Source organism: Micromonospora sp. ATLC16 (genome assembly GCF_057196645.1).
In genome coordinates, this window is record NZ_JBXUOW010000052.1 from 12,697 (window position 1) to 35,855 (window position 23,159).

Consider the following 23,159-nt stretch of genomic DNA (forward strand, 5'->3'; position numbering starts at 1 on the left):
GCGAGGGCGTTTCGGGACACCGATCCCACATGCTGGTGTAACCAAATGTTTTCAAATGCTAACGGTGGCGGGTCGTACGGCCACTCTGGAGTTACATGCCCTGTTCAGGGGCGCTGTGGAAATGTAGGTATTAGTTGACCGGATCACGGGTAGCGTGCCGTCCGACCGTTTCCTGCCCTCCTGCGGCTTCCCAAACACGACCTCGTCTGATGAAATCGCGGCCGTGCCGCGCGTGGCGCCGGCCGTCGCTCCGGGTACGGGTCGGCGGCTCTGGCGGGAAGAAATCGACGGAGGCGATGTCGTGAGCACCGGACCGACGACCCTGCCCGCCCGTGGTGACGCCGCGCAGAAAGGCGGCGGTTGGCTGCCCCGGCTGCGCGACGCCCGGATCCGGTCCAAGCTGGCGCTGATCCTGGTCGTTCCCGTGGCGGCGGTCATCGCGCTGGCCACGGTCCGCCTGGTCTCCGTCGGTGAGGGTGCCTACGACGCGAGTCAGTCCCGCGCACTCACGGCGCTGTCCATCGACGTCTCCGCGCTGACCAACGACCTGCACGCCGAACGGATGGCGGCGGCGGCCTACCTCGCCGCACCGCAACAGCGGGCCGACGCGTACAACCTGCGGGTCCGTGAGACCCAGCAGCGGATCGACGAGTACCGCGCGGAGCGAGCCCGGGTCGGCGATGCGCCCGCTGCGATCCGCGACCGGCTCGCGGCCATCGACGCGCACCTGGACACCCTCGACGGCACCCGGCAGGAGGTGCTCGCCCGCGAGCAGATGGAGGTAGCCGAGGCGGCGTTGCGCTACGGGGTGGTCCTCAACGACCTGGTTGCCTACGGCGACGGGCTGGCCCAGTTGCCCGGCGACGAGGAACTCGGTGACAGCCGCCGGGCGGTCGCCGCCTTCGCTCGGGCGAAGGCGGCCGTCGCCGAGGAGGAGGCGGTCACCTTCACGGCACTCAGTGGCGGCCGACTGGACAACGAGCAGTTCTCCGCCTTCGTGGCCACCCTCACCGGGCAGCAGGAGGCGCTGGTGGCCTTCTCGCTCGCGGCCGACCCGGTGCAGCGTGCCCTGGTCGAGAGCACCGTGTCCGGTGACGCGGTGGTGCTGGCCGACCGGATCGCAACCGACATCAGCCGGTCGGTCAACCAGCGTGCGCCGTTCACCGCTCAGGAAGCCACGGCGGCGATCGGCGCGGTCAACGAGCTGATGCGGTGGGCCGAGATCGAGCTGCAGAACCGCCTGCTCGGCCAGGCGGAGCAGGCCCGCACCGACGTCATCCGGCAGGCCGTCGTCGAGACCACGTTGGTGCTGCTCACCCTGATCATCGCGGTGACCCTGGCCGTGGTGCTGGCCCGCTCGCTGAACCACTCCCTGCGCCGGCTGCGGGAGGGCGCGCTCTCCGTGGCGAACCACGACCTGCCGGAGGCGGTGCGTCGGCTACAGGGGATGGGCAACGTCAGCGACGGCAGCGTCGACGAGATCGTCCGCGAGGTACGCGACCCGATCCAGCTCAGCAACCGCGACGAGGTGGGGCAGGTCGCCTCGGCCTTCAACGTCGTCCACCGGGAGGCGGTCCGGGTCGCGGCCGAACAGGCGGCCCTGCGGACCAGCGTCTCCGCGATGTTCCTGAACCTGGCCCGACGCAGTCAGAACCTGGTCGACCGCATGATCGGCGAGCTGGACGCGATCGAGCGCGGCGAGGAGGACCCGAAGCGGCTCGCACAGCTCTTCGAGCTCGATCACCTCGCCACCCGGATGCGCCGCAACGACGAGAACCTGCTCGTGCTGGCCGGGGCGGACTCGGCCGTGCCGCGCCGCGACGACGCCCTGCTGGTCGACGTGCTGCGGGCGGCGCAGTCCGAGGTGGAGCTCTACAACCGGATCGAGTTCGGCACGGTCGACACCGACGTGTCCGTGGCGGCCCACGCGGTCAACGACGTGGTGCGGCTGGTGGCCGAGCTGCTCGACAACGCCACCCGTTTCTCGCCGCCCAACACGACGGTGGTGGCCGACGGGCGGCGGATCCGGGACTACGTGCTCATTCAGATCGAGGACCGTGGTCTCGGCCTCTCCGACGAGCAGATGGACTCACTCAACCGGCGGCTCGCCGAACCGTCCGCCGTCGACGTGGCGGCGTTCCGCCTGATGGGTCTGGCGGTGGTCAGTCGGCTGGCTTCCCGCTACGGCATCCGGGTCGAGCTGCGGCGTAACGTCGAGGGCGGCACTGTCGCGCAGGTCACCCTGCCCGCCCCCACCGTGGTGCTGCCCAGCCTGCGCGGTCGCGACCAGGCGATCAACCGACCCCGGCAGCCGCTCGCGGTCGAGCAGACTCCGCTGGCGTCGGTCGGTCTGGGAGATTCGGCCGGCGTCGCGGGCCGCGGCAACACCGCCACCCTGGTCGACCGGTGGCACAACGGCACTTCCTCCGGCCCGTCCTGGCCGGCGACGGAGGCGGCGCCCGCCGACCCACCGCCGGCCCGTACGCCGCCGCCGGCCTTCAACGGATTCAACGCGGGCACACCGACGGTCGCGCAGCCCACCCTCGATCCGCTGCCGTACCGGGGTGGCGGCGAACAGGGCCAGTCCGCCGGGTCCGGCCTGCCGGCGGGACCGGTCGCGGGTGTGGGGGCCACCCCGCCGACCAGTTTCGCCCCGGCCGCCGGGCAGCAGCCCGGTGGCGGTGATTTCGACGGCTCCGGATTCCGTGGGCTGGGCGCCAGCCTGGCCGCCACCGCACCGCCCCCGACGCGTCCGATCACCGTGCCACCCGAGCAGGCTTCCGAAGCGCCGATCTTCCGGGAGATGGAGGCGGTCTGGTTCCGGTCGCACGGCAACGACGTCACCACGATCTTCAACCGGCCGCAGTTCGACGAGCCGGCTCCGCAGGCGGCCGCCAGTCCACCGGTGGCTCCTGTCGAGCCGACCAGGGCACGCAGTCCGTTGCCAACGCGCACGCCGGGCACGACCGCCACCGCCACACCCGCGCCGCCACCGTCGTACACTTCCTCGTCCGTCAGCACGGCTGGTCCGGCGCCGAGCGCGCCGCCGACCCCGCCCGCGTCGCCACCGCCATCCGCGCCAACGCCGTCCAACCGGCCCGAAACCGGCCCCTCGGAGGACGACGCCTGGCGCACGGCGGCCGACGAGGGCTGGTCACAGGCCAGCCGGGCGGCCGAGCCCACCCCCGCCGGCACGACCCGGTCGGGGTTGCCCAAGCGGGTGCCCCAGGCACAGCTCGTGCCCGGTGGCATCGAGCCTCGCGGCGGGCGTGAGCACGGCCGCCGGACCCCCGACGAAGTTCGCGGTCTGCTGTCGGCGTATCACCGTGGCGTCCAACGTGGTCGGACGGACGGCGCCAGTCAGATCAGCAACTCGACCAAGGAGACGAGCCGATGAACAGGCCAGCGGCCATACAGGACATGGGTTGGCTGCTCAGCAACTTCGCCGACAGCGTGGCGGGCATCGCCCACGTGGTGGCGGTGTCCGCGGACGGGCTGTTGCTCGCCTCCTCCCGGGACCTGCCGACGGACCGGGCGGATCAGCTCGCCGCGATCACCTCCGGCGTGGTGAGCCTGACCGAGGGCGCCGCGCGGATGTTCAGCGCTGGCGGGGTGTTGCAGACAGTGATCGAAATGGACAGCGGCTACCTGTTCCTGATGTCCATCAGCGATGGATCGTCGATGGCGGTGCTCGCCGCGCGTAGCTGCGACGTCGGCCAGGTGGGCTACGAGATGGCGCTGCTGGTGGAACGGGTCGGTGCGGCGCTGGTACCGCTGCCCCGGGACGCGGTGCGGTCGTAACGGGTGCTTCGGACCGGTGGAAGGCAGAGGAGGTGATCGCGGATGGATCGGCAGCGTGACCCACGGGGTGCGCTGGTTCGGCCGTACGCGGTCACCCGGGGCCGGACCGAGCCGTTGCAGGACATCGCCCTGGAGGCGGTGTTGGTGGCGAGTCCCACCCAGATCGCCGAATCACGTTTCGCCGGGCATGACAAGCATCGCATCGCCATGGTCTGCGAGGGCCGGCCCGAATCGCTGGCCGAGATCGCCGCGTACACCCGGCTACCGCTGGGTGTTGCCCGGGTGCTGGTCGCCGACATGGTGGCCGAGGGCCTGCTGACGCTACAGACGGCCGCTCCCGCCACAGGTTACGAGGAGCGGATGGAAATGCTGGGAAGGGTGCTGAGTGGACTTCGCGAGCTTTGACCCCGCCGGGGCCCGCCAGAGCCGGGGAATCATCTCCGCGAAGATCGTCGTCGCGGGTGGCTTCGGTGTCGGCAAGACCACGCTGGTCGGTGCGATCTCCGAGATCACACCGCTGACCACCGAGGCGGTGATGACCTCGGCCGGCGTCGGCATCGACGATCCGTCCAAGGTGCCGGGCAAGGAGACCACCACGGTCGCCATGGACTTCGGCCGGATCACCATGGCACAGGATCTGATCCTGTACCTCTTCGGTACGCCTGGGCAGACCCGGTTCTGGTTCATGTGGGACGAGATCATCCGAGGCGCGGTGGGCGCTGCGGTGCTGGTGGACACCCGCCGGATCACCGACGCGTTCGCCCCGCTGGACTACTTCGAGAACCGTAACCTGCCGTACGTGGTCGCGCTCAACCGGTTCGACGGCGCGCCGCAGTACGAGCTGGACGAGGTCCGCGAGGCCCTGGCCATCTCACCGGACGTGCCGTTGGTGATGACCGACGCGCGGCAGCGCGAGTCGGTCAAAAAGGTCCTGGTGACCGTCGTCGAGCACGCCATGGCCCGACTTCAGGCCGAGCACGACCGCGGTTTCCCGACCCCGGTCGGATAGGCGGCGTCCCGCCGGCCCGGTGACCCCGGGGCCGCCGGGGCTCAGTCGACGCGGAGGCGGTAGCCCCGCTTGACCACCGTCTGCACGACGCGTGGCGCCTTCAGGCCGGCCCGCAGCCGGGCCACCGCCATCTCCACCGCGTGCTCGTCGGCGCCGCGCGGCAGCGTCCGCAACAGGGCGGTACGCGACAGCACCCGGCCTGGCGTCTGCCCCAGCGCCCGCAGCACCGCCATCGGCGCCGGGGCCAGCGGACGCAACTCGCCGTCGACCACCGCGGCGTGGCCGCGCAGGGTGAGCAGGTGTCCGGCGACCTTGATGGTCACCGTGCGGCGGGGCAGCTCGTCGACGATGGAGCGGACCAGCGCGCCAAGGCGGGCCCGGGCCGGCGCGCTCACCGGCACCCCGCGCCGGAGCAGCGGCTCGGCGGTCACCTGCCCGACGCAACTGGCCAGCACGTCACTGCGCAGCGCGTCCAGCACCGCGTCCGTGCGATCGCCGGAGGCCCGCAGCAGCGCCTCCACCGCCGGTGCCGAGGTGAAGGTGACCGCGTCGACCAGCCGCCCCGCCACCAGGTCGACCAGTCGGTGCAGCGGCGCGGGGTCGGTCGGTGGGGCCCAGCGGTAGACCGGGATCTCGATGACCGTGGCGCCGGCCTCCTCCAGCGCGCGGGTGCACTCGGGTTGTCGCTCACCGTGCAGCTGCATGGCGATCACCTGACCCGACACGCCCCGCTGGCGCAGGTGATCGACCACCTCGTCGCAGCTCTCCGAGGCGGGCGACCACTGGTCGAACAGGCCGGCAGCGCGGATCGCCCCACGCGCCTTGGGGCCGCGGGCCACCACGTACGCGTCACCGAGGACCCCGCGCAGCGGCTCGGCGAGCCCCCAGCCCTCGGCTGCCTCCAGCCAACCGCGCATCCCGATGCCGGTGTTGGCCATCAGGATGTCGGGCGGCCGTTCCAGGCAGGCACGAGTGGCCTCGCGTAACTCGGTGTCGTCCGCGAGCGGGACGATCCGCAGGGCGGGAGCGAGCACCACCCGCGCACCCCGCCGTTGGAGCAGCGCGGCGAGCTCGTCCCGCCGCCGGTCGGCGGTCACCCCGATGGTGAAGCCGGCCAGTTCCTCGCGCATCAGCCCTCCTGTCGCAGCCGCACCTCGACCATGCCGTTGTGGCAACGGATCTGGTGCCGAGCGACTGAAACGCCCGGCAGGTCGAGACAATCCCCCGTGCGCAGGTCGTACACCTGCTTGTGCAGCGGCGACGCGACCGTCGGCACCTCGCCCCGGCTGCCCACGATGCCGCGGGAGAGGACGAACGCCCCGGAGACCGGGTCGAGGTTGTCGATCGCGTACAGCCCGTCCGCGGTCAGGAAGATCGCCACCTGCACCCCGGCGACCAGGGCGGCGACGCCCCGGTCCCGGTCCAGGCGATCCAGCGGGCAGACGGTGACCCAGCTCAGTGTCGTCGCGGCGGTCATCGACGCACCTCCGGCAGGCCGAGCGCGACCGGTTGGCGGCCCTGCTCGCCGGACGGACGGCCGCCGACCGGTACTGGTTGTCCGCGTTCGGTGACGAAGGTGATCGACGGGTCGGGGACCTCCGGCGCGTTGACGAACGAGGTGAACCGGCGCAGCCGGTCCGCGTCGGCCAGGACGTCGCGCCACTCGTCCGAGTACGACACCACGTGCCGGGCCATCGCGGCGTCGAGTTCCTCGCAGAGGCCGAGCGAGTCGTCCACGATCACCGCCCGGAGGTGGTCCAGGCCACCGTCCATCGCCTCGATCCAGGCGGCGGTGCGTTGCAGCCGGTCGGCGGTGCGGATGTAGTACATCAGGAACCTGTCGATCAGCGTGACCAATGCCTCGGTGGACAGGTCGGTGGCGAACAGCTCGGCGTGCCGGGGCCGGAAGCCGCCGTTGCCGCCGACGTAGAGGTTCCATCCGGTTTCGGTGGCGATCACACCGAAGTCCTTGCTGCGGGCCTCGGCGCATTCCCGGGCGCAGCCGGAGACCGCAGATTTGATCTTGTGTGGGCCGCGAAGGCCCCGGTAGCGCAGCTCCAAAGCGACGGCCAGGCCGACCGAGTCCTGCACGCCGTAGCGGCACCAGGTGGAGCCGACGCAGGACTTCACGGTGCGCAGCGCCTTGCCGTACGCGTGCCCGGACTCGAACCCGGCGTCCACCAGCCGACGCCAGATCTGCGGTAGCTGGTCGACCCGGGCGCCGAACAGGTCGATCCGCTGCCCGCCGGTGATCTTCGTGTAGAGGTTGAAGTCGCGCGCCACCTCGCCGATGACGATCAGCTTCTCCGGGGTGATCTCCCCGCCCGGGATCCGGGGCACCACCGAGTAGCTGCCGTCGCGTTGCAGGTTCGCCAGGAAGTGGTCGTTGGTGTCCTGCAACGAGGCCTGCTCGCCGTCGAGGATGTGGCCGTTGCCGAGCGAGGCGAGGATCGAGGCGACGACCGGTTTGCAGATGTCGCAGCCCCGCCCCCGGCCGTGCTCGGCGATCAGCCGGGAGAACGTCCGGATGCCGCGTACCCGGATTATGTCGAACAGCTCCTGCCGGCTGACGTCGAAGTGCTCGCACAGCGCCTTGGACTGGACGACGCCGGCCGCGTCGAGTAGCTGCTTCAGCATCGGCACGCAGGAGCCGCAGCTCGTCCCGGCCCGGGTGCACGCCTTGAGGGACGGCACGTCGGCACAGCCATTCGCGATCGCCGTGTCGATGTCCGCCCGGGTCACCGCGTTGCAGGAGCAGACCTGAGCGGTCGGGGGCAGGGCGCCGGCCGTGGCGCCCACCGCTTCGTCGCCGGCCAGCAGGGCCAGCGGTGCGGCGGGCAGCGGCCCGCCGACGCTGGCGCGCAGCGTCGGGTAGGCGCTGGCGTCGCCGACCAGCACCCCGCCGAGCAGGGTGGACGCGTCGTCGGAGAGGACCAGTTTGGCGTACACCCGGGCGGCCGGGTCGGTCCAGGTGACGTCGAGACAACCGGACGTGGCACCGTGCGCGTCCCCGAACGAGGCGACGTCGACACCGAGCAGCTTGAGCTTGGTGGCGGTGTCCGCGCCGGGGAAGGTCGCCGCGCCGCCGACCAGCCGATCGGCCACCACCTCGGCCATCGCGTAGCCGGGGGCGATCAGGCCGTAGCAGGTGCCGTCGACCGCCGCGCACTCGCCGACCGCGTAGATCCGCTCGTCCGTGCTCCGGCAGGCGGCGTCGACCAGGACACCACCGCGCGGACCGATGTCGAGTCCGGCCGCCCGGGCCAGCTCGTCGCGGGGCCGGATGCCGGCGGCCACCACCACCAGATCGGCGTCGAGCACCGCGCCGTCGGCGAGTTCCAGGGCGGCCACCGCCCCGTCCGCGTCGGGTCGTAGCGCGGTGGTCGCCGCGCCCAGGTGGCAGGCGACGTCCAGGTCCTCGACGTAGCGTCGGAGCATCGCGCCACCGGCGGTGTCCACCTGCACCGGCATCAGCCGCGGGGCGAACTCCACCACGCTGGTGGTCAGTCCGAGCAGGCGCAGCGCGTTCGCCGCCTCCAGGCCGAGCAGCCCGCCGCCGATCACCGCGCCGGTGCGGCGGTCCCTCGCGTACCGGCGGATGGCGGCGAGGTCGTCCAGGGTCCGGTAGACGAAGACGCCGGTCAGGTCCGCTCCCGGCACCGGCGGCACGAACGGGAACGACCCGGTCGCGAGCACCAGGACGTCGTACGGGTGCTCGCCGGACGTCGTGGTGACCACCCGGCGGCTCCGGTCCACGCCGGTGGCCCGCTCGCCGAGCCGCAACTGCACCCCGTCGTGCGGGGTGTGCAGGTTCAGGTCCTGCTCGTCGGCACCGTCGAAGTACGCCGAGAGCCGCACCCGGTCGTACGCCGGCCGGCTCTCCTCGGAGAGCACCGTGACCCGCCACCGCCCCTCGGGGTCGCGGGCCCGCAGCGCGTCCACGAACCGCTGGCCGACCATGCCGTTGCCGATGACGACCACGTTGCCGCCGGTCATCGCCCCACCTCCACGGGATCTGTTCTGGACAACCAGTCGACGATGCCGGCGACCGCGTCGCGGCAGCTGCCGCATCCGGTGCCGGCCCGGGTCGCCGCGACAACGGCGTCGACCGTGCGGGCTCCGTCCCGCCAGCAGCGCACCAGGGCACCCTTGCTCACCGTGTTGCACTGGCAGACCGTGGCCGACTCCGGCATCAACGCCGGTGACGCGGCCGGTGCCGCGACCGCCCCGCCGACGGCCCGGCCGAGCAGCAGCGCCCGCCGGTCGGTCGGCACCGGGTGGCCGCGGTCGAACAGCTGGATCACGGTGCCCACCGAAGGGTTGTCGCCGAGCAGGATCGCGGCGGCCAACCGCTGGTCGTGAATGCGCAGCCGGGCGTACGTCCCCCGGGCCGGGTCGGCGAAGGTCAGCTCCTCGCCGGGACCACCCGTCGGGTCGCCCATCGCGGCGAGATCGATGCCGGCCGCCTTGAGCCGGGTGACCACCGGTCGCGGCCGGTACCGGGCCTGCGGGTCCTGCCCGGTCACCAGCTGGGCCACCACTCGGGCCTGTGCCCAGGCCGGCGCCACCAGCCCGGTGAGCGTGCCGTCGTGCTGGGCGCAGTCGCCGATCGCGGAGATCCGCTCGTCGCTGGTGCGGAGCCGGTCGTCGACCAGCACCCCCCGTTCCACGGCCAGGCCGGCTGCGGTGGCGAGGACGGTGTCGGGCCGTACGCCGCAGGCGAGCACCAGCAGGTCGGCGACGAGCGACCGACCGTCGGTCAACTCCAGCCGCACCCCTGCGGCGTCGGCGCGTACTGCGGTCGGCTCCACCGCCAGGTGGGTGGTCACGCCGAGACCGGCGAGGGTGCCGGCGAGCACGGCACCGGCCGCCGGGTCGAGCTGACGGTCCATCAGGTACGGCACCCGGTGCACCACGCCCACGTCGAGCCCGCGTAGCGCCAGCCCCCGGGCGGCCTCCAGGCCGAGCAGCCCGCCGCCGAGCACCAGGGCGCGCCGGGCGGTACCGGCGAGGGCGAGGATGCGTCGGCAGTCGTCCAGGGTGCGGAACGGGATCACCCGCTCCGGCAGGCGCTCCGGGTCGAGCCCGGGCAGGGCGGGCACCACCGCCCGGCTGCCGGTGGCGAGGACCAGGTGGTCGTAGGGGATCCGGTCGCCGTCGTCGGTGCGTACCAGCCCGGCGGCGCGGTCGATCCCGCTGACCGTCACGCCGGTACGCAGGTCGACACCGCGCCCGGCGACCTCCACCAGTTCCACCTCCGGCTCGCCGATCTTGCCGGTGAGCAGGGTGGACAGCATGATCCGGTTGTACGCGGGATGCGGTTCCGCGCCGAGCACGGTGACCTTCGGGTCCTCGCCCCGGGCGTGCAGTTCCGCCGCCACCCGGGCGCCGGCCATCCCGTTGCCGACCACCACGATCCGCTCGCTGTGCCCGGTCATGCCCGCTCCACCCGTACCGCGCAGATCTTGAATTCCGGCATCCCGGAGACCGGGTCGACGGCGTCGTTGGTGACGGAGTTCGCCCGCGCCCGCCCACCCCAGTGGAACGGCGCGAAGACGGTGTCCGGCCGGATACCCGGGCTCAACCGGGCCGGTGCCTGGAACTCGCCGCGCCGGGAGAGCACCCGTACCGGCTCGCCGTCGGCGACGCCCAGCCGCTCGGCGAGATCCGGATGCAACTCCACGAACGCCTCGGGGGCGGCCCGGCGCAGCGCGGCCACCCGGCGCGTCTGGGTGCCGGACTGGTACTGGGCGAGCACCCGGCCGGTGGTGAAGTGCAGCGGATAGTCGTCGCAGACCTCCTCGGCCGCAGGCCGATGCTCCACCGGGTGGAACCGGGCCAGCCCGTCGGTGGTGGCGAAGCGGTCGGCAAAGAGTCGGGGGGAGTCGGGCCCTTCGTCGTCGGGACACGGCCAGAAGACGCCGTCCGCGGCGTCGATCCGGTCCCAGCTGATCCCGGCGTAGTCGGCGATGCCGCCGGCCGAGGCCCGGCGCAGCTCGGCGAAGACCAGGCGCGGGTCCGCCGCCTCCGCTTCGCTCGGTCGTACCGTCGCGGTCGGGTCGTTCGCCGGCACCGCGCGAAGCGGAGGTGTTCCCCGCATCCGGGCGGAGAGGGCGGCCAGGATCTCCAGGTCGGTGCGGACACCTGTCGGAGGCGGACGGAGCGCCCGGCGACGCAGCACCCGCCCTTCCAGATTGGTCATCGTGCCGTCCTCCTCGGCCCACTGGGCCGTGGGCAGCACCACGTCGGCCAACTCCGCCGTTTCGGAGAGCAGGAAGTCGGCGACGACCAGCAGGTCCAGGTCGCGCAGGCGGCCCTCGACCCGGGCGGCGCGGGGTGCGGAGACCACCGGGTTCGAGCCGAACACCAGCAGCGCCCGCGGCCCCTGGTCGGTGCCGAGCGAGTCGAGCAGCTGGTACGCCGGCACGCCCGGCCCCGGCAGCTCGTCGGCCGGCACCCCCCAGACCCGCGCGACGTGGGCCCGGGCCTCCAGGTCGTCGATCTTGCGGTACCCGGGGAGCTGGTCGGCCTTCTGCCCGTGCTCCCGGCCGCCCTGCCCATTGCCCTGCCCGGTCAGGCAGCCGTATCCGGAGCCGGGGCGGCCGGGCAGTCCGAGCGCGAGGGCGAGGTTGACGAAACCGGTGACGGTGTCGACGCCCTTGGCGTGCTGTTCGGCGCCGCGGGCGGTGAGGATGATCGCCCGTTCGGCGGTGCCGAGGGCTCGTGCGGTCTCCTCCAGGTCGGCCACGGGCACGCCGGAGAGCGCTTCGGCGCGGGCGGGCCACCAGCCCGCCACGGTGCGTCGCACGGCAGTGAAACCGGTGGTACGGGTGGCGACGTAGTCACCGTCGACGTACCCCTCGGTCAGGGCGATGTGCAGCAGGGCGTTGGCCACCGCCAGGTCGGTGCCGGGCAGCGGTTGCAGGTGCAGGTCGGCCTGCCGGGCGGTCGCGGTCACCCTGGGGTCGATCACGATCAGCTTGCCGCCCCGCTCCCGGTGCTCGGTCAACCAGCGCACCAGCGGCGGCATGGTCTCCGCCGGGTTCGCGCCGACCAGCAGGAGGGTGTCCGCCTGACCCAGGTCGGAAAGCGGAAACGGCAGCCCCCGGTCCACGCCGAAGGCGCGCATGCCGGCGGCTGCCGCCGAGGACATGCAGAACCGTCCGTTGTAGTCGATGTGCCGGGTGCGCAGCGCCACCCGCGCGAACCGGCCCAACGCGTACGCCTTCTCGTTGGTGAGCCCGCCCCCGCCGAAGACGGCGACCGCGTCGCGGCCGTGCTCCTCCTGCACGTCGCGAAGACCGGTGGTGATCCGGTCCAGCGCGGCGTCCCAGGTGGCCGGGCGCAGCTCGCCGGTGGCCGGGTCGCGGAGCAGGGGAGTGGTCAATCGTTCGGGATGGCTGAGCAACTCGGCCGAGGTCCAGCCCTTCTGGCAGAGGCCGCCCCGGTTGGTGGGGAACTGGCGAGGTAGCACACTTACCGCGTCGTCCTCCTCGCGCAGGACCATCCCGCACTGGAGGGCGCAGTACGGGCAGTGGGTCGCCACCTCCCGGGGCTCGCACCCCGGTCGCGTCGCCGGCCGTGCACCGTCTGTCATGTCGGCAAAGCGTGCCGTTGGGCAGTTTCCGGTCCGCGTCCCGTTTGTTTCGTTCCTGTCAAGAGCCGCTCACACCGCACCTCGACTGGGGGACGACTCGCGGGGTCTACAATGTGGAACAACAATCCTGACATGTGGGAGATCGAGATGACCGTGGCCGAGGCGTTCGACGCGGCGGCGGGTGGCTACGACACCGCCCGCCGCAGGCTCGTGCCCTGCTTCGACGCGTTCTACACCACCGCCGTCGAGCTGGCCGCGCCACCGTTGCACGCCGCCCTGGCGGTCGGGCGTACGCCCGAGGTGCTCGATCTCGGCGCCGGGACCGGCCTGCTGTCGTCGGTGCTCTCCGCCGCCGTGCCCGGCGTACGGCTGACCCTGGTGGACGCCGCGCCGCAGATGCTGGCCGTCGCCGCCGAGCGGTTGGCCGCCCGGGGCGTCGCGCACCGGGTGGTGGTGGCCGACCTGGTTGATCCGCTGCCCGCCGGGCGGTACGACGCGGTGGTCAGCGCACTGGCCATTCACCACCTGGACGACTCCGCCAAGCGCGACCTCTACCGTCGGGCGGCTGCGGCGCTGGTGCCCGGCGGAGTCTTCGTCAACGCCGAACAGGTGGCCGGCCCGACCCCGGAGCTGGACCGGCGTTACCACGACGTCTGGCTGGCGCAGGTCGCGGCGCTCGGTTCCGATGCCGCCGAGATCGCCGCGGCCGAGCAACGGATGGCCTACGACCGCCCCACCCCGGTGACGGATCAGTGCCGTTGGTTGACCGAGGCGGGCCTGGCGGACGTCGACTGCTTCTTCAAGGCGTGGCGCTTCGCCGTGATCGGTGGTCGCGCGCCGGGCGGAAACGTCGACGACTCGTCCGCGCCGCCAGCCCGACAGCGATGACACGGGACCTGCCGGGCTGCCGCGCACGTAATACGGTTATGACTGAAAGTCATACCTGCGGGTAGTCTGCCGGTATGACAGCCAAGGTGACTCTGTCGTTCGCCGACGAGACGATCGCGGATGCCCGGCGGTTCGCCAAACAGGAGGGGCTCTCGCTCTCCGCCTGGATGGACCAGGCGGCCCGGGAGAAGGCGCTGCGCGAGGTCTTCGCCGCGCATGCCGCCGCGGTCGGGCGGGCCGGGCTGGATCTGGAATCGGCCTCGCTGGCCGATGCCCAGGAGGTCGGTATGGTCGACGATCTGCTCTTCGGTGGTCCGCCACGTGCTGCGTAGGAGCGAGGTCTGGCGGATCGAGGGCGCCCGGGAACGCCTCGGCCTGGTGATCAGTTCCGATGTCTACAACGCGACGGCGGTGCCCATCGTGATCGTGGCCGAGGTGGTGGAGGCGGCGCTGCTGCGCGATTCACCACTGGCGGTGTCGATGGGGGACCGGGTGGTCATGCCCGACCGGATATCCTCGCCGATGAAGAAGTGGTTCACCGAGTGCGTGGACGTCGCCGACGCGGAGACGATGCGGCGGGTGGACCGGGCGTTGCGCATCCTCCAGCAGCTCTGAGCCGACGCGTTGCTCACCGTCGCCGTCGGACGGTGGTGCGATCCCCGTTGCCGAGCCGACCCGAACGGCGAACGCCGCGGTAACGGCAGCTCCCTAACTTCTGCCGCATGACCACCACGAGCGAGCAGTCGACGGTAATCGAAGAGGAGAGCCTGGATCGCCGACCAGGTCGGTGGATCGGGCACTGGGCACCGGAGGATCCCGCCTTCTGGCAGCGGATCGGCCGCGGCGTCGCCCGACGCAACCTCATCTGGTCGATCTTCGCCGAGCACATCGGCTTCTCGGTGTGGCTGCTCTGGAGCATCGTCGTCGTCCGGCTCGGCGACTCCGGATGGCAGCTCACCACCAGCCAGGCGCTCTGGCTGACCGCCGTACCCAGCGGAGTCGGCGCCCTGCTGCGGCTGCCGTACACCTTCGCCGTGCCGGTCTTCGGCGGCCGCAACTGGACGGTCATCTCCGCGTTGCTGCTGATCGTGCCCTGCGCCGGACTGGCCTGGGCGGTCGAGCACCCGGAGATCGGGTTCGTGTCGCTGCTGCTGATCGCCGCCACGGCCGGATTCGGTGGCGGCAACTTCGCCTCCAGCATGGCCAACATCTCCTTCTTCTATCCGGAGCGGGAGAAGGGGTGGGCGTTGGGGCTCAATGCCGCCGGCGGCAACATCGGGGTGGCCGTCGTGCAGTTCGTGGTGCCCCAGGTGATCGTGCTGGGTGGCGGGCTCGCACTGTCCCGGGCCGGTCTGATGTACATCCCGCTGGCGGTGATCGCCGCCGTCTGCGCGTACCTGTTCATGGACAACCTGGCCGAGGCGAAGGCCGACGTGGGGCCGGTCTGGTCGTCGCTGCGGCACCGCGACACCTGGATCATGTCGCTGCTGTACATCGGCACCTTCGGCTCGTTCATCGGCTATTCGGCGGCCTTCCCCACGCTGCTCAACTCGGTGTTCGGTCGGCCGGACGTCGCGCTGGCCTGGGCGTTCCTCGGCGCGGGAGTGGGCTCGCTCTGTCGGCCGTTCGGTGGCCGCCTCTCCGACCTCGTCGGTGGGGCCCGGGTCACGGTGGCCAGCTTCGTGCTGATGGCGGTCGGTGCCCTGGGCGCGCTCTGGTCGGTGGAGCGGCGCAGCCTGGGCCTGTTCTTCGTGGCTTTCCTGCTGCTCTTCGTGGCCACTGGCGTCGGTAACGGCTCGACCTACCGGATGATCAGCAGGATCTTCCAGATCAAGGGCGAGGAGCGCGGCGGTGCGCCGGAGATGATGCTGGCGATGCGGCGGCAGGCCGCCGGTGCCCTGGGCATCATCTCCGCGGTCGGTGCCTTCGGCGGTTTCCTGGTGCCGATCTGTTACGCCTGGGCCCGGTCGACCTACGGAGGCATCCAGCCGGCGTTGCGCTTCTACGTGGGGTTCTTCCTGGTGCTGCTGGTGGTCACCTGGGTGGCGTACCTGCGTCCCGGCAGCCGGATGGCCCGCCACGGGGTGTGACGGCCATCATGCAGGACCCGCTCGCCCCGGCCGGCCGGACCCCGTTTTGACCGGCCGGCGGGGCTGCGGGTATCGTTGCCTGCTGTTGTACGACATCTGTAGGCGTGCCGCCTGAGGTACGCTTGGTCGTTCGTGCGCGCTGGTCCGGCTGGGATGTCCTGGTCACCTCGGCGCGCTACCCCAGACCGACGACGAGACAAGGTAGACCTGTGCGTACGTACAGCCCGAAGCCGGGTGAGATCGAGCGTCAGTGGCACGTCATCGACGCCTCTGATGTCGTGCTGGGCCGCCTGGCCACCCACGCCGCCACGCTGCTGCGGGGCAAGCACAAGCCGACTTTCGCGCCGCACGTCGACACGGGCGACTTCGTCGTCGTCGTGAACGCGGGCAAGGTAGCGCTGACCGGCAACAAGCGCCAGCAGAAGATCGCTTACCGGCACTCCGGTTACCCGGGTGGCCTCAAGCAGGTCGGCTACGAGGAGCTGCTGGCCAAGCGTCCCGAGCGGGCCATTGAGCTGGCGGTGAAGGGGATGCTCCCGCACAACAAGCTCGGCCGTCAGCTGATCAAGAAGCTGAAGGTCTATGCCGGTGCCGAGCACCCGCACGGCGCGCAGCAGCCGGTGCCGTTCGAGATCAAGCAGATCGCGCAGTGAGCGCGGGCGAAGGAAGCAGCATGACCGACATCACCGCCACCGAGGTCGCCCCTGAGGCCACCGAGGCGCCGGCGCCCGTCGCGCGCGCGCCTCGTGGTGACCGTCCGATCCAGACCGTGGGTCGGCGCAAGGAGGCCATCGTCCGGGTGCGCATCGTGCCGGGCACCGGCAAGATCACCTGCAACGGGCGTGACCTGGAGGCGTACTTCCCGAGCAAGGTGCACCAGCAGCTGATCAAGGATCCGCTGGTGACCGCCGAGAAGCCCGAGGCGTTCGACGTCATCGCCAACCTGCGGGGCGGTGGCACCACCGGCCAGGCCGGTGCGCTGCGGCTGGCCATCGCCCGGGCGCTGATCGTCAGCGAGCCCGACGACCGCCCGGCCCTGAAGAAGGCCGGCTTCCTGACTCGGGACGCCCGGGTCAAGGAGAGCAAGAAGTACGGCCTCAAGAAGGCTCGTAAGGCTCCCCAGTACTCGAAGCGCTGATCTCCAGCCGCACCTTGTACTTCTGACGGACGGCCGGTCCGCCTCCCCCGACAGGGGAGGTGGGCCGGCCGTTTCGTAGCCTCACGACCAGGCGTTTTTTCTGTATCGGCAGTTCATCGGAGGTTGGTGGGTATGGGCCGGTTGTTCGGCACGGACGGCGTACGCGGGCGGGCGAACGCCGATCTCACCCCGGAGTTGGCGCTCTCGGTGGCCGTCGCTGCCGCCCACACCCTCGCCGAGTCGGATCGTGGCCGCGCCCCGCTGGCCGTGGTGGGTCGGGACACCCGGGCCAGCGGCGAGATGCTTGAGGCTGCCGTGGTGGCCGGGCTGACCAGCGCGGGGGCGACGGTGATCCGGGTGGGTGTGCTGCCCACTCCGGCGGTGGCGTTCCTCACTGCGGAGGCCAAGGCGGATCTCGGCGTGATGCTGTCGGCCTCGCACAACCCGATGCCGGACAACGGGATCAAGCTGTTCGCGGCCGGTGGACACAAGCTGCCCGACGAGATCGAGATGCGGATCGAGGCGGCCATCGAGGCCAACGCCACCACCGCCTGGAATCGTCCGGTCGGCGCGGGAGTGGGCCGGGTGCACGACCTGCTCGATGGCGCCAACCACTACGTGCAGCACGTCGCCGGAACCGCGGCGCACCGCCTCGACGGGATCAAGGTCGTGGTCGACTGCGCCAACGGTGCCGCCGCCGAGGTGGCCCCGGCGGTCTACCGGGAGGCCGGTGCCGAGGTCATCGCGATCAACGCCGAGCCGGACGGGCTCAACATCAACGACGAGTGCGGCTCCAACCACATCGAGGCGCTGCGCCAGGCGGTGGTGGAGCACGGGGCGCTACTCGGCATCGCGCACGACGGTGACGCCGACCGGTGCGTGGCCGTGACCGCCGACGGCGACGAGGTCGACGGCGACCAGGTGATGGCGATCCTGGCGCTGGCCATGCGAGAAGCCGGCACGCTGACCGGGGACACCCTGGTCGCCACCGTGATGAGCAACCTCGGCCTGCGCCTGGCCATGTCCGCGGCGGGCATCCGGCTGGTCGAGACCAAGGTCGGCGATCGGTACGTGCTGGAGGAACTGCGTGCCTCCGGGCTCGCCCTGGGCGGCGAGCAGAGCGGCCACATCGTGATGCCGGCGTACGCGACCACCGGTGACGGGGTCCTCACCGGGCTGCACCTGATGGCCCGGGTGGCGGCCACCGGTCGCTCCCTGGCGGACCTCGCCAGCGTGGTCACCAAGCTTCCCCAGGTGCTGATCAACGTGCCGGTCGGTGACCGCACCGTCGGCGCCGCCGCATCGACGGTACGCGCCGAGGTCGAGCGGGCCGAGGCCGAACTGGGCGAGACCGGTCGCGTGCTGCTGCGCCCGTCGGGTACCGAGCCGCTGGTCCGGGTGATGGTCGAGGCCGCCACCGAGCAGAAGGCACGTGAGGTCGCCGAGCGCATCGCCGACCACGTGCGTACCGCCAGTCCGGCCTGACCGGAAACCCTGGTCGGTAACCGGTTCCGTCCGGACCGAACCTGCCTACCCCTACCGTGCGAGGTGTCGTGGAATGATGGCCGCCGGCCGGGCTGACCCCGGCTTCGGTCACCGGAACTCGGGCAGCCGGCGTAGCCGGGTCACCGCCTCGGCCAGCACCTCCTGGCGTTTGCAGAAGGCGAACCGGATCAGCCGCCGTCCCGCCTCGGGATCGTCGTAGAAGACCTGGGTGGGCACCGCCACCACGCCGGAGCGCTCGGGCAGCGCGCGGCAGAAGTCCACGCCGTCCGTGCCGCCGAGAGCGGTGATGTCGGCGGTGACGAAGTACGTGCCCTCCGGGGTGTACACGTCGAACCCGGCGGCGGCCAGCCCGCTGACCAGTTGGTCTCGGCGGGCCTGTAGGTCGGCCCGGAAGGCGGTGAAGTAGTCGTCGGGCAGCGCGAGCGCCACCGCCACCGCGGGTTGCAGGGGCCCGGCGTTGACGTAGGTGAGGAACTGCTTGACCCGCAGCACCGCGGACACCAGCGCCGCCGGCCCGCTGGCCCACCCCACCTTCCATCCGGTGCAGGAGAAGGTCTTGCCGGCCGAGGAGATCCGCAGGGTGCGCTCGCGCATCCCGGGCAGCGTGGCCAGCGGCACGTGCCCGCTGACGGCGTCGGTGAAGGCCAGGTGCTCGTACACCTCGTCGGTGACCGCGTACGTGTCGTGCTCCTGGCACAGTTCGGCGATCAGGGCCAGCTCGTCCGGGGTGAACACCTTGCCGGTCGGGTTGTGCGGCGAGTTCAGCAGCACCAGCCGGGTACGCGCACCGAACGCCGCCCGCAGTGCCGCCGGGTCGAAGGTGTACCGCCCGTCGGTCTCGGGACGCAGGGTGACGGGTCGCCGGACCGCGCCGGCCAGGGCGATCGAGGCGGCGTACGAGTCGTAGTAGGGCTCGAAACAGACCACCTCGTCGCCAGGCTCGCAGAGGGCGAGGATGGCCGCGGCGACGGCCTCGGTGGCTCCGGCGGTCACCACCACCTCGCCGTCCGGGTCGTACTCCAGGCCCCAGAAGCGGCGCTGGTGCCCCGCCACCGCCGCCCGTAGTTCGGGGATGCCGGGGCCGGGCGGGTACTGGTTGCGACCGGCGGCCAGGGCCTGCGCCGCGGCGGCGAGCATCTCGGGCGGGCCGTCGGTGTCCGGGAAACCCTGCCCGAGGTTCACCGCCCCGGTACGCACCGCGAGGGCGGACATCTCGGCGAAGATCGTCGTCCCGAACGGGCGCATCCGGGCCACCAGCGGGTCGACATCGCGGCTCGTCACGCCCGTCAGGGTACGGGGGTGATCTGCCAGCCCGCCCACCATCGAATGCGTGCTTTGTCGCTCCGATCGCCGCCATCGCCGGATCGCTCAAATTCAGTGATTGTTTACCCCGCTTTCAAGCAGACATCGTGAGCGGAACTGGTTAGGCTGCGACCCATGTGTGGAATCGTGGGTTACGCCGGCGCCCGACCGGCGCTCGGCATCGTGCTCGACGGCTTGCGGCGGCTGGAGTACCGCGGCTACGACTCGGCGGGCGTCGCCATCGTCTGCGACGGGGCGCTGCTGACCGAGAAGAAGGCCGGCAAGCTGGCCAACCTGGAGAAGGTGCTCTCCGAGCGGGCGGCCGAGGACCCGGCCGGCTGCGGCGCCAGCCCGATCGGCATCGGCGACGGCACCACCGGCATCGGACACACCCGATGGGCCACCCACGGCGGTCCCACCGACCGCAACGCCCACCCGCACCTGTCCCCCGACGGGCGGGTAGCGGTGATCCACAACGGCATCATCGAGAACTTCGCCAAGCTCCGTGCCGAGCTGGAGGACGAGGGCGTCACCTTCACCAGCGACACCGACACCGAGTGCGCGGCCCACCTGCTCTCCGCTGCCCTGACCGACCTGCGCGCGGCGGGCCAGCCGGACGGGCCGCAACTGCTGACCGCGGCCATGCGGGTGGTCTGCCAGCGGCTGGAGGGCGCCTTCACGCTGCTCGCCGTCGACTCGGCGATTCCCGGCGCGGTGGTCGGCGCACGCCGCAACTCGCCCCTGGTCGTCGGCCGCGGCGACGGAGAGAACTACCTCGCCAGCGACGTGGCCGCGTTCATCGAGCACACCCGGGACGCGGTCGAGTTGGGTCAGGACCAGATCGTGCTGATCACCGCCGAGAGCATCGAGATCACCGACTTCGAGGGGCAGCCGGCCAGCGGCAAGGACTTCCACATCGACTGGGACTCCTCGGCGGCCGAGAAGGGCGGCTACGACTGGTTCATGCTCAAGGAGATCGAGGAGCAGCCGCAGGCCGTCGCCGACACGCTGCTCGGGCGGTTGACCGAGAGCGGCGAGATCATGCTCGACGAGGTCCGCCTCAGCGACCAGGACCTGCGTGACGTCGACAAGATCTTCATCGTCGCCTGCGGCACCTCGTACCACGCCGGGATGGTGGCCAAGTACGCCATCGAGCACTGGACCCGGATCCCCTGCGAGGTGGAGCTGGCCAGCGAGTTCCGCTATCGCGATCCGGTGCTGGACCGGTCCACCCTGATCGTGGTGATCTCGCAGTCCGGCGAGACCATGGACACCCTGATGGCGCTGCGGCACGCCAAGGAGCAGAAGGCCCGGGTCCTGGCCGTCTGCAACACCAACGGCTCCACCATCCCCCGGGAGTCCGACGCGGTGCTCTACACCCACGGTGGCCCGGAGATCGCCGTCGCCTCCACCAAGGCGTTCCTCACCCAGGTGATCGCCTGCTACCTGATCGGGTTGCACCTGGCGCAGGTGCGCGGCGTCAAGTACGCCGACGAGGTGGCGGCCGTGGTCGAGCAGCTCCACCGGGTGCCGGACAAGCTGCGCGAGCTGCTCGGCCGGATCGAGCCGGTCCGCGAGCTGGCCCGCGAGCTGCGTGCCGAGTCGACGGTGCTGTTCATCGGCCGGCACGTCGGCTACCCGGTGGCGCTGGAGGGCGCGCTGAAGCTCAAGGAGTTGGCGTACATGCACGCCGAGGGCTTCGCCGCGGGCGAGCTGAAGCACGGCCCGATCTCGCTGATCGACAAGGGCACCCCGGTGATCTGCATCGTCCCCTCGCCGGTGGGCCGGGGCATGCTGCACGACAAGGTCGTCTCGAACATCCAGGAGGTACGCGCGCGGGGCGCCCGCACCATCGTCATCGCCGAGGAGGGCGACGAATCGGTGGTCCGCTACGCCGATCACCTGATCCAGGTGCCGCGTACGCCGACGCTGCTCGCCCCGCTGGTGACCACCGTGCCGTTGCAGGTGTTCGCGGCCGAGATCGCCGCCGCCCGGGGACACGACGTCGACCAGCCCCGCAACCTCGCCAAGTCCGTCACCGTGGAGTAGCCGACAACCGGTACCCGGCGGTCGACCCGGCCGCCGGGGCCGGCCTCAGCGCCCCAGCATCACCCGCGCCATGCCGTCCAGCGCCGGATTGTCCGGATGCCAGTAGCCGGTGTGGCCGTACCGCCCGCTGGGGAACGTCCGACCGCCGAAGCCCGGCTCGGCCGGGTCGCGCCCGAACCACCGTTCGTCGCTCGGCCCGGCCAGCCAGCCGGCGATCGTGCCGACCGGGGAGACACCGAGCGCCGCCCGCAGCGCCAGCTCGTCCGGCGGGCGGGTCAGCCGGATCACGTCGTCCGGGGCGGTGCTGGCCCAGACCTGCCCGGGTGGCAACCCCAGGTCGGCCGCGTGCGTCACACCGACCCCGGGCGAGCCGACGAAGACCAGGGCGTCCGCGGCGAGGCCATGGTCGCGAGCGGCGGTGCCCACCACCAGCGACCCGTAGCTGTGCCCGAGCACGGTCTGCCGGGCCGGCGGGCCGTCGTGGGTGGCCCGGAGGCCCTCCTGGAACCGGTGCAGCGCCTCCCCGGCCGCGCGGGCCTGCCCGTCCCAGGCCGCCTCGTGCAGGAAGTCCGGCGCGTCGTAATCCAGCCAGAGCACCGCCGAGGTCAGCGCATCAGGTGCCAGCTCGGCACCCCGGGCCAGCACCCGCGCCGCCCGGCCCAACTCGCCGGTGGCGTCGTCGAGCCCGGCGGTCATCCCGGGTACATAGGTGAGCACTTCGCCGGCCCGGTCCGGGTTGCCCAGCGCCACCACCGCCCGCCCCTCACCGTCGACGTCCATGCCCAGCAGGTACGCCCGTGGCTGCTGGGCCGACTCCAGCCGGGCGGCGAGTGCGTCCAGGCCGGAGAGCGCGGCCTCGACGCCCCGCAGCCCGGCCACTTCCAGCGGGCCACGCGGCACCCGGGCCAGCAACTGCTCCCACCGTTGCGCCAGGGCCGCCCGCCGGGCCGCGAGCAGCATCCGGTTGGCCTGGTCACGGGCATCGGCCGGCACCCCGTCGAGTCGCCCGGTCAGCTCCGGCTCGTGCACCACCAGCCAGCGGCGCTCGGCCGGGGTGAGCCCGGCCCACCAGCGCCGCACCAGACCCGGCTCGGCGTCGGACGGTGGCCGGTACACCGATGGCCGGGCCGTCCAGCCGGTACCGGCGGCCTCGGTCAGCCGTGCGAGGCGCGTCGTGGCCTCCCCGTCGGCCGTGGCGGCCAGGTCGAGCGCCTCCCGCAGGGCCGTGGCCACCTGGATCACCGTCGCGTCGGCGCGGTCGGACGGTAGCCGGGTGGGATCGGCGCGTACCCCACCTCGACGGTCGATCAGCACACCGCTGGCGGTGGCCAATGCCACGGCGGCCGTCAGTCGAGCCCGGGCGGCCACCAACCGGGTGGCGAACTCGGCGAGCACCTGGTCGGTCTCGATCGCGGCCGGCATCAGCACGACCAGCTCGTCGTGCAGCCCGGTCAGCCGGGCAGTGGCCGACTCGGCGGCCCGGCCGGACCAACCGGTACGCAGGGCGGCGCTGCCGTCGGTGAGCTCACCGGCCCGCCGCTCGGCCACCCCGGCCAGGCTCGCCCAGGCCGATCCGGTGGCCCGCCACGCCGCCGGGTCGACCATGGCGAGCCGGGCGTAACCGACCTGACCTGGTGCACTCATCGGGGCAGGCCGGAGAGCCGGGCGGCAGCCCTGGCGTCCACCGACTCGTACGCCCCGGCGGCGGCGCGTACCCCGTCGCCGGTCTCCGCGACCCGGGCGCCGAGCCGGCCGGACCAGGCGTGCACGGCCGCCGCC

General features: G+C 72.0%; 18 protein-coding genes and 2 pseudogenes. 12 read left to right on the forward strand and 8 right to left on the reverse strand.

Annotated elements, in window-relative coordinates; translation table 11 throughout:
* The first annotated feature begins 301 nt into the window (after positions 1 to 301).
* From AC2CHE_RS19970 to AC2CHE_RS19985, 4 genes are read left to right on the forward strand one after another with little or no spacing between them, the layout of a single operon-like run.
* Entirely contained in the window at positions 302 to 3,397 is a 3,096-nt protein-coding gene (locus AC2CHE_RS19970) for a sensor histidine kinase (RefSeq protein ID WP_484506408.1), read from the forward strand.
* Positions 3,394 to 3,801, forward strand: coding sequence for a roadblock/LC7 domain-containing protein (locus tag AC2CHE_RS19975; RefSeq protein WP_099849649.1), 408 nt, complete (start codon positions 3,394 to 3,396; stop codon positions 3,799 to 3,801). The genes AC2CHE_RS19970 and AC2CHE_RS19975 overlap by 4 nt, the downstream gene beginning before the upstream one ends.
* Positions 3,802 to 3,843: 42 nt before the next feature.
* Positions 3,844 to 4,206 (forward strand): DUF742 domain-containing protein, encoded by a 363-nt coding sequence (locus AC2CHE_RS19980; RefSeq protein WP_099849651.1) that lies wholly within the window; start codon positions 3,844 to 3,846, stop codon positions 4,204 to 4,206.
* Positions 4,187 to 4,810 carry a GTP-binding protein gene (locus tag AC2CHE_RS19985; RefSeq protein ID WP_484506409.1) on the forward strand — a complete coding sequence of 208 codons (624 nt, stop codon included), beginning with the start codon at positions 4,187 to 4,189 and terminating at the stop codon, positions 4,808 to 4,810. The genes AC2CHE_RS19980 and AC2CHE_RS19985 overlap by 20 nt, the downstream gene beginning before the upstream one ends.
* Positions 4,811 to 4,851: 41 nt before the next feature.
* Here the strand turns inward: AC2CHE_RS19985 and AC2CHE_RS19990 are convergent, their stop codons facing one another.
* The 6 genes and pseudogenes from AC2CHE_RS19990 to AC2CHE_RS20015 form a co-directional block, all read right to left on the reverse strand.
* Positions 4,852 to 5,940 (reverse strand): uroporphyrinogen-III synthase, encoded by a 1,089-nt coding sequence (locus tag AC2CHE_RS19990; RefSeq protein ID WP_484506410.1) that lies wholly within the window; start codon positions 5,938 to 5,940, stop codon positions 4,852 to 4,854.
* A complete protein-coding gene (nirD, locus tag AC2CHE_RS19995) occupies positions 5,940 to 6,287 on the reverse strand; it encodes a nitrite reductase small subunit NirD (protein WP_484506411.1) in 348 nt (115 codons plus the stop codon). The genes AC2CHE_RS19990 and nirD overlap by 1 nt, the downstream gene beginning before the upstream one ends.
* The gene (gene nirB / locus AC2CHE_RS20000; protein ID WP_484506412.1) at positions 6,284 to 8,806 is read right to left on the reverse strand and encodes a nitrite reductase large subunit NirB; all 2,523 of its coding nucleotides are present in this window, start codon (positions 8,804 to 8,806) and stop codon (positions 6,284 to 6,286) included. Before nirB ends, nirD begins: the two co-directional genes overlap by 4 nt.
* Positions 8,803 to 10,248 carry an FAD-dependent oxidoreductase gene (locus AC2CHE_RS20005; protein WP_484506413.1) on the reverse strand — a complete coding sequence of 482 codons (1,446 nt, stop codon included), beginning with the start codon at positions 10,246 to 10,248 and terminating at the stop codon, positions 8,803 to 8,805. The genes nirB and AC2CHE_RS20005 overlap by 4 nt, the downstream gene beginning before the upstream one ends.
* Positions 10,245 to 10,826, reverse strand: a pseudogene (locus tag AC2CHE_RS20010) (molybdopterin oxidoreductase family protein); the annotation flags it as partial. The gene AC2CHE_RS20005 and the pseudogene AC2CHE_RS20010, both read right to left, overlap by 4 nt.
* An 89-nt stretch (positions 10,827 to 10,915) precedes the next feature.
* A pseudogene (locus AC2CHE_RS20015) lies at positions 10,916 to 12,317 on the reverse strand (molybdopterin oxidoreductase family protein); the annotation flags it as partial.
* Positions 12,318 to 12,539: 222 nt separating this feature from the next.
* Here AC2CHE_RS20015 and AC2CHE_RS20020 point away from each other — a divergent pair.
* The 7 genes from AC2CHE_RS20020 (at position 12,540) to glmM (ending at position 18,008) form a co-directional block, all read left to right on the forward strand.
* Positions 12,540 to 13,295, forward strand: coding sequence for a class I SAM-dependent methyltransferase (locus tag AC2CHE_RS20020; protein WP_484506414.1), 756 nt, complete (start codon positions 12,540 to 12,542; stop codon positions 13,293 to 13,295).
* A gap of 74 nt (positions 13,296 to 13,369) precedes the next feature.
* Complete coding sequence (locus AC2CHE_RS20025; RefSeq protein ID WP_093411463.1) at positions 13,370 to 13,627, forward strand: DUF6364 family protein; 258 nt, start codon at positions 13,370 to 13,372, stop codon at positions 13,625 to 13,627.
* A complete protein-coding gene (locus AC2CHE_RS20030) occupies positions 13,605 to 13,910 on the forward strand; it encodes a type II toxin-antitoxin system PemK/MazF family toxin (protein WP_484506415.1) in 306 nt (101 codons plus the stop codon). Before AC2CHE_RS20025 ends, AC2CHE_RS20030 begins: the two co-directional genes overlap by 23 nt.
* Before the next feature lie 107 nt (positions 13,911 to 14,017).
* Entirely contained in the window at positions 14,018 to 15,385 is a 1,368-nt protein-coding gene (locus AC2CHE_RS20035; RefSeq protein ID WP_484506416.1) for a NarK family nitrate/nitrite MFS transporter, read from the forward strand.
* A 209-nt stretch (positions 15,386 to 15,594) separates the two neighbouring features.
* Positions 15,595 to 16,038 (forward strand): 50S ribosomal protein L13, encoded by a 444-nt coding sequence (gene rplM / locus AC2CHE_RS20040; protein ID WP_093411456.1) that lies wholly within the window; start codon positions 15,595 to 15,597, stop codon positions 16,036 to 16,038.
* A 20-nt stretch (positions 16,039 to 16,058) separates the two neighbouring features.
* Positions 16,059 to 16,523 carry a 30S ribosomal protein S9 gene (gene rpsI / locus AC2CHE_RS20045; protein WP_018784602.1) on the forward strand — a complete coding sequence of 155 codons (465 nt, stop codon included), beginning with the start codon at positions 16,059 to 16,061 and terminating at the stop codon, positions 16,521 to 16,523.
* A 132-nt stretch (positions 16,524 to 16,655) separates the two neighbouring features.
* A complete protein-coding gene (glmM, locus tag AC2CHE_RS20050) occupies positions 16,656 to 18,008 on the forward strand; it encodes a phosphoglucosamine mutase (protein ID WP_484506417.1) in 1,353 nt (450 codons plus the stop codon).
* Positions 18,009 to 18,116: 108 nt separating this feature from the next.
* On the opposite strand, the gene AC2CHE_RS20055 is transcribed toward glmM, so the two are convergent.
* Complete coding sequence (locus AC2CHE_RS20055) at positions 18,117 to 19,310, reverse strand: pyridoxal phosphate-dependent aminotransferase (RefSeq protein WP_484506418.1); 1,194 nt, start codon at positions 19,308 to 19,310, stop codon at positions 18,117 to 18,119.
* A 156-nt stretch (positions 19,311 to 19,466) separates the two neighbouring features.
* Here AC2CHE_RS20055 and glmS point away from each other — a divergent pair, with 156 nt between their 5' ends.
* Positions 19,467 to 21,380 carry a glutamine--fructose-6-phosphate transaminase (isomerizing) gene (gene glmS, locus AC2CHE_RS20060; RefSeq protein WP_484506419.1) on the forward strand — a complete coding sequence of 638 codons (1,914 nt, stop codon included), beginning with the start codon at positions 19,467 to 19,469 and terminating at the stop codon, positions 21,378 to 21,380.
* Positions 21,381 to 21,425: 45 nt separating this feature from the next.
* Here the strand turns inward: glmS and AC2CHE_RS20065 are convergent, their stop codons facing one another.
* Positions 21,426 to 23,024, reverse strand: coding sequence for an alpha/beta hydrolase (locus AC2CHE_RS20065; protein WP_484506420.1), 1,599 nt, complete (start codon positions 23,022 to 23,024; stop codon positions 21,426 to 21,428).
* Positions 23,025 to 23,159 lie beyond the last annotated feature (135 nt).

Coding starts and splice junctions, on each gene's coding strand:
- nirB (WP_484506412.1), bottom strand. CDS start 8,806: ATGACCGGCGGCAACGTGGTCGTCATCGGCAACGGCATGGTCGGCCAG.
- AC2CHE_RS19980 (WP_099849651.1), top strand. CDS start 3,844: ATGGATCGGCAGCGTGACCCACGGGGTGCGCTGGTTCGGCCGTACGCG.
- AC2CHE_RS20025 (WP_093411463.1), top strand. CDS start 13,370: ATGACAGCCAAGGTGACTCTGTCGTTCGCCGACGAGACGATCGCGGAT.
- glmM (WP_484506417.1), top strand. CDS start 16,656: ATGGGCCGGTTGTTCGGCACGGACGGCGTACGCGGGCGGGCGAACGCC.
- AC2CHE_RS20005 (WP_484506413.1), bottom strand. CDS start 10,248: ATGACCGGGCACAGCGAGCGGATCGTGGTGGTCGGCAACGGGATGGCC.
- rpsI (WP_018784602.1), top strand. CDS start 16,059: ATGACCGACATCACCGCCACCGAGGTCGCCCCTGAGGCCACCGAGGCG.
- glmS (WP_484506419.1), top strand. CDS start 19,467: ATGTGTGGAATCGTGGGTTACGCCGGCGCCCGACCGGCGCTCGGCATC.
- AC2CHE_RS20065 (WP_484506420.1), bottom strand. CDS start 23,024: ATGAGTGCACCAGGTCAGGTCGGTTACGCCCGGCTCGCCATGGTCGAC.
- AC2CHE_RS19975 (WP_099849649.1), top strand. CDS start 3,394: ATGAACAGGCCAGCGGCCATACAGGACATGGGTTGGCTGCTCAGCAAC.
- AC2CHE_RS20035 (WP_484506416.1), top strand. CDS start 14,018: ATGACCACCACGAGCGAGCAGTCGACGGTAATCGAAGAGGAGAGCCTG.
- AC2CHE_RS20020 (WP_484506414.1), top strand. CDS start 12,540: ATGTGGGAGATCGAGATGACCGTGGCCGAGGCGTTCGACGCGGCGGCG.
- nirD (WP_484506411.1), bottom strand. CDS start 6,287: ATGACCGCCGCGACGACACTGAGCTGGGTCACCGTCTGCCCGCTGGAT.
- AC2CHE_RS19990 (WP_484506410.1), bottom strand. CDS start 5,940: ATGCGCGAGGAACTGGCCGGCTTCACCATCGGGGTGACCGCCGACCGG.